6 protein-coding genes and 1 tRNA gene are annotated in these 4,283 nt (G+C 67.0%); 4 read left to right on the plus strand and 3 right to left on the minus strand.

Features of this window, described 5'->3' with window-relative positions; translation table 11 throughout:
* On the minus strand, positions 1-536 hold a 536-nt coding region (locus BZL64_RS41565; RefSeq protein ID WP_107430401.1), incomplete at its 3' end, for a response regulator.
* A 160-nt stretch (positions 537-696) separates the two neighbouring features.
* On the opposite strand from BZL64_RS41565, the gene BZL64_RS34090 reads away from it, so the two are divergent.
* From BZL64_RS34090 to BZL64_RS34105, 3 genes are all read left to right on the plus strand, one after another.
* Positions 697-768, plus strand: a tRNA-Arg gene (locus BZL64_RS34090).
* Between the two features lie 776 nt (positions 769-1,544).
* On the plus strand, positions 1,545-1,808 hold the full coding sequence (locus BZL64_RS34095; RefSeq protein ID WP_244205661.1) for a hypothetical protein: 264 nt from the start codon (positions 1,545-1,547) through the stop codon (positions 1,806-1,808).
* Between the two features lie 549 nt (positions 1,809-2,357).
* On the plus strand, positions 2,358-2,759 hold the full coding sequence (locus BZL64_RS34105) for a hypothetical protein (protein ID WP_086772955.1): 402 nt from the start codon (positions 2,358-2,360) through the stop codon (positions 2,757-2,759).
* A gap of 19 nt (positions 2,760-2,778) precedes the next feature.
* Here the strand turns inward: BZL64_RS34105 and BZL64_RS34110 are convergent, their stop codons facing one another.
* The gene (locus BZL64_RS34110; protein ID WP_086772956.1) at positions 2,779-3,108 is read right to left on the minus strand and encodes a hypothetical protein; all 330 of its coding nucleotides are present in this window, start codon (positions 3,106-3,108) and stop codon (positions 2,779-2,781) included.
* A gap of 222 nt (positions 3,109-3,330) precedes the next feature.
* Between BZL64_RS34110 and BZL64_RS34115 the strand changes: the two genes are divergently transcribed.
* Positions 3,331-3,657: a GYD domain-containing protein gene (locus tag BZL64_RS34115; protein WP_086772957.1), complete on the plus strand. Its 327-nt coding sequence runs from the start codon at positions 3,331-3,333 to the stop codon at positions 3,655-3,657.
* Positions 3,658-3,706: 49 nt separating this feature from the next.
* Here the strand turns inward: BZL64_RS34115 and BZL64_RS34120 are convergent.
* The coding region (locus tag BZL64_RS34120; protein ID WP_143663386.1) for a substrate-binding domain-containing protein at positions 3,707-4,283 on the minus strand (577 nt) is incomplete at its 5' end.

Genomic DNA, 4,283 nt, shown 5'->3' on the forward strand with positions numbered 1-4,283 from the left:
GTGGGGTGCGCGTGCCGGTTTGCCTGGCCGTGGTGGGGTTGGGGTTCGTTACCCGTACCCGTGCCGTCGCCTCCGCTGTCGCGAAGGGTCAGGTCGCGCCTGGGGCCGAGACCAAGAGGTGCCTCGAGCCCGGTTCTCCGGTCGAGGGCCCCCTCCCCTCTTGTTCCCTCGATGAGCCTGCGTACGAGACTGACGAGCTCGGTGGGATCGAAGGGCTTGGAGAGAAAGGCGTCGACGCCGGCTTCGAGACCGGATTCCACCTCGTACTGCGTACAGGCGCTGATGATGGCGAGGGGAAGGTCGCAGGTGCGGGGATCGGCACGCAGCCGCGCGGCGGTCCGGAGACCGTCCAAACGAGGCATGACGACATCGAGGGTCACGAGATCGGGCCGCACCTGATGCACGACTTCCAGACACTCGGCACCATCGGACGCGGTCACGACCTCGAGGCCCTCCAGCTCGAGATTGACCCTGATCAGCTGCCGGATGACCTTGTTGTCGTCCACAACAAGCACCCGGCCCGAAGCGCCTGACACAACTCGAGAGTAGGTCCGGACCGGCCACCGCGTCCGGGTTTTCCCCACTTCCACCCCCTGCGAGGGACCCGCCCCTCCTTGACCCCCGGAAACCCGTTCCTGATCACCCCGAGGGAGCTGGTAGTGTTCTGTCCGTCGCCGCGAGCAACGCGACCGACACGCCCCCGTAGCTCAGGGGATAGAGCAACGGCCTCCGGAGCCGTGTGCGCAGGTTCGAATCCTGCCGGGGGCACCTTGCAGAAGGTGCCCAAAGACCCCGTCATCAGCGGAAACGCTGAGGGTGGGGTCTTCGCGTATGTGCAGGCAGATGCAGCCCGGAGCGGCCGTATGTCGGGGGCTGTGGACGAGGCGTGGGCGGGATCTTGAGGCATCGCCGCAAGTGATGGCCCGAAGAGGCATGTGAGCACAGGTTGTGGCTTGCCTCTGGGGTCTACGTACGACGCTGAACGTTCGCCGTCGGCCCTCGGACTGTCTCGCGTCGTGATCGAGGGACGCGCTTCCCGCTGGCGATTTGCCACGGATTGGTAGGCGACCGGTATGGCCGTGCTGCGCTGGCCGGCGGCCAGGCAGATTGATCCGCGATCAAACTGTTTCTGCTGGCCCATGAAGCACGGATAGTGTGCCGCTGGATGTCGCGCCGTCGCGAAACGGCGGTGCCTGCGGGACACGGGGGAACGGATGAGGATGCGGTCAGGCTGGATAGTGCTTGCCGTCGCAGTGTTGACAACCGCGGTGGGGTGCGGAAGGGGAAGCAGCGAGCCACCCGTCCTCTCATCCGCGGAGCTGCAGGGTCGGTGGTGGTCATGGGTATCCGCCGGACCTGACGAATCCGATCCCGTCGCGGACCAGGACGGAAGCTCATGTGCTCGGTCCCAACCGGACGACGTGTGGTTCCTTGCCGGCACGTACGGGGAATCCGTCCAACGCACCTGCACCGTTCCCGACGGCCTGCCTGTCGCCTTCCCACTCGTGAACAGGTACGGCACTTCAGAAGAATGCTCGGACTTCATGGCGAGTGCCACCGGGTCGGCCGCCCTCGACGGCAAGCGCCTGGATGCGGAAACCTATCGCGGGGAGTCGATTCAGATCGGCCGTTTCGCAGACAGTCGTGCCGCCGGCGGGGACAGTGGTTTCAGTACCATTGGGTGCGGATTGTGGATCCAGTTGCCGCCTCTTGAACCGGGCGCACACGTTCTGAAAATTCGCGGCGGGTCTGACAGCTTCCGGGTCAGCGTCGACTATGCGCTGACCGTCGATGCGGGGCAGAGCTAGGACGGACTCCACACGTCGCGTCCCTCACCCGTCCGTGGAGACCGGACCCGCCGGGTGAACTCGGTCGCAGAGCGCTCACTCACGTCGACCTGGTGACCGTGCCACGCCACCGTCATCAGCTCTCGCAGATCGGCCAAGGTCTCGTGTCCAGGCCAGTTCATGAGGTGAAGCCGTACCGGTGGACGAACTCCGCGTACTCCGCCTTTGTGTGCCACCCGTACCGGTCGTAGCAGAGCGCGGTCAGGATCAGGTCCCGCTCACGCCGGCCCGCGTCAGCAGCCCTTCAGCGCAGGTGACAGGCGCAGTAGCCCAGGCACAGCGGGTGTCCCAAATTGCTTCGGGACTAAAAGGTCGTGATTTACCAGGTCTGCCCGTCCTCGGGAGGAACGTTGACCGGAAGGCCGGCAGCCAGGAAGGCCCGGTCATCGTCCGCGAATTCGAAACCGTGCTCTCGCTCGATGCGCGCGAACTCGGCGTCCGACAGCCCCGGCTCGAGCTGGTAGAGGCCTGTCTCAAGGCACTGTCAGTGCCTGGGCCTACGGTCCGGACATGGCAATCAGACCATCAGCACGTTGGCGGGCCCGCGTGGGCGAACAGGCGACTGAAGTCGCCACTGGTGCGCGGGCCCCGAGCGACGCCTTCTTGTCGGAGCTCTTCCCTGAGTCGCTGTTGGCGGCGACTGACGCGGCACTGCAGGTGTTCGAGTCGGAAGTGGGCACGCTCCGGGACCGGGACGACGAACAGGTCTTCGAGGCGGTCAAGCGTGTCGTCCTGGCTCTGAACGAGATCAACGAAGACCATGACGGTGCCGGCTATGAGACCGAGGAGCGCGAGGAGTTGTGCCTGTACATCGACCAGGCCTTGACGGAGCACGGCATCGATGTGGCTGCTCTGGCATCGAGGCGGGGCATCAGCCGCACCGAGATCACGGATGACTGGCGGGACTGGTAGCCGCTCATGCACACTCCGGTCAGTTCGAAGGTATGAAGCCGGCGGACTGGTCGAGGTGGAATGCGGAGCCCGGAGCCGTCGGAGTCCAGCCCTCTCGCAGGGCAATGCGAACAGCCGCGGCGACACCGGACGTCGTTACAGGCTCCGCCTCGCGACCGATCCAGTTGCTCGGATGCGGCTGGCCTGTGGTGACCACGAGCGTCATACCCGGAGTATCCGCATGCTCGACCGCGAAGGAGCACGGCGACCAGGCCAGGCCCTGGAAGTACGTCGGCCTGCCTCGCAGTCGCCAGCGGTAGACCGTGCCGTCGACAACGATCCGTCGTGATCCCTTGCGGACCAGTGCCATGACGCCCCCTTCAACAGCCACGATGCTAGCCAGCCCGACCCCGCCGTCCGTCTCGGTTTCCGTCCCATGCAGTGCCGTACACGGCCCCGGTTGGTGCGTCGGTCATCCGTCGACGGAGACCATGCCGGTCTTCGGCTCCGGCCGTTCGGGGGATACGTGCGCCACCGCCGGCGCGTTTCCCGCCCTACGGGGCACCCCTGGTTGGGACGAAAGGGAAATACGATGCCGCTCTATCTGTCGAGGTTCAGCTACACGCCGGAGACGTGGGCCAGGCTGATCGGCCACCCCGAGGACCGCGCGCAGGCCGCGCAGTCGTACATCGAGTCCGTCGGCGGAAAGCTCCATGGCTTCTGGTACGCCTTCGGCACGCACGACGGCTACAACCTCTGGGAGGCCCCAGACAACGTGTCCATGGCCGCGGTCGCGCTGGCGATCAGTGGAGGTGGCGCGCTCAGCTCGTTCGAGACGACTGTTCTGCTGACTGTCGATGACACACTCGGTGCCCTGCGCAAAGCCGAGCACGTGCGGTACCGGGCTCCTGGCGCGTAGCTGAGTCGATGACTGCGCCGGCAGAGCAGGGCACGTGGGGGGAGCGGATTCAGCGGTCGTTTCGGCGGTCTCGGGTGGGGGGCGATGTGCTGTCGCGGACTTGTAGGTCCACGGGTACGACCGTCAGCGGCGGTGGGGGTGACGTCGGGGCGTCGATGCGGTGCAGGAGGACGTGGAGGGCTCGGGTGCCGATGTCCGTGAAGTCCGTGCGGACGGTGGTCAGCGGGGGGAGGAAGTGGGCCGCCTCCGGGATGTCGTCGTAGCCGACCACGCTGACGTCGTCCGGGACGCGGCGGCCCGCCTCGTGCAGGGCGCGCAGGACGCCCAGGGCCATCTGGTCGTTGGACACGAACACCGCCGTGATCTTCGGGTTCCGTGCCAACTCGCGGCCGAGGTCGTAGCCGGAGTCGGCGCTCCAGTCACCCAGGAGGGGGGGCGGGGCCGGAACGCCGGCCGCCTTCAGCGTGGCACGCCAGCTTTCCGACCTGCGGTCGGCCGACGCCCACCCGCTCGGGCCCGCCACGTGCCAGACCGTGGCGTGGCCCAGCGACAGGAGGTGCTCCGTGGCCGTGCGGGCGCCGGTGCGGGCGTCCGAGGTGACCACCGGGGTGCCGTCGCCGAGGTCG

The sequence above is a fragment of the Streptomyces bobili genome, assembly GCF_002154575.1.
Classification (GTDB): Bacteria; Actinomycetota; Actinomycetes; order Streptomycetales; family Streptomycetaceae; genus Streptomyces; species Streptomyces bobili.

What these genes read in the sequence shown, in the direction of transcription:
- BZL64_RS34110 (WP_086772956.1), bottom strand. Translation starts at nt 3,108, where the DNA reads ATGGCACTGGTCCGCAAGGGATCACGACGGATCGTTGTCGACGGCACG.
- BZL64_RS34095 (WP_244205661.1), top strand. Translation starts at nt 1,545, where the DNA reads ATGGCGAGTGCCACCGGGTCGGCCGCCCTCGACGGCAAGCGCCTGGAT.
- BZL64_RS34105 (WP_086772955.1), top strand. Translation starts at nt 2,358, where the DNA reads ATGGCAATCAGACCATCAGCACGTTGGCGGGCCCGCGTGGGCGAACAG.
- BZL64_RS34115 (WP_086772957.1), top strand. Translation starts at nt 3,331, where the DNA reads ATGCCGCTCTATCTGTCGAGGTTCAGCTACACGCCGGAGACGTGGGCC.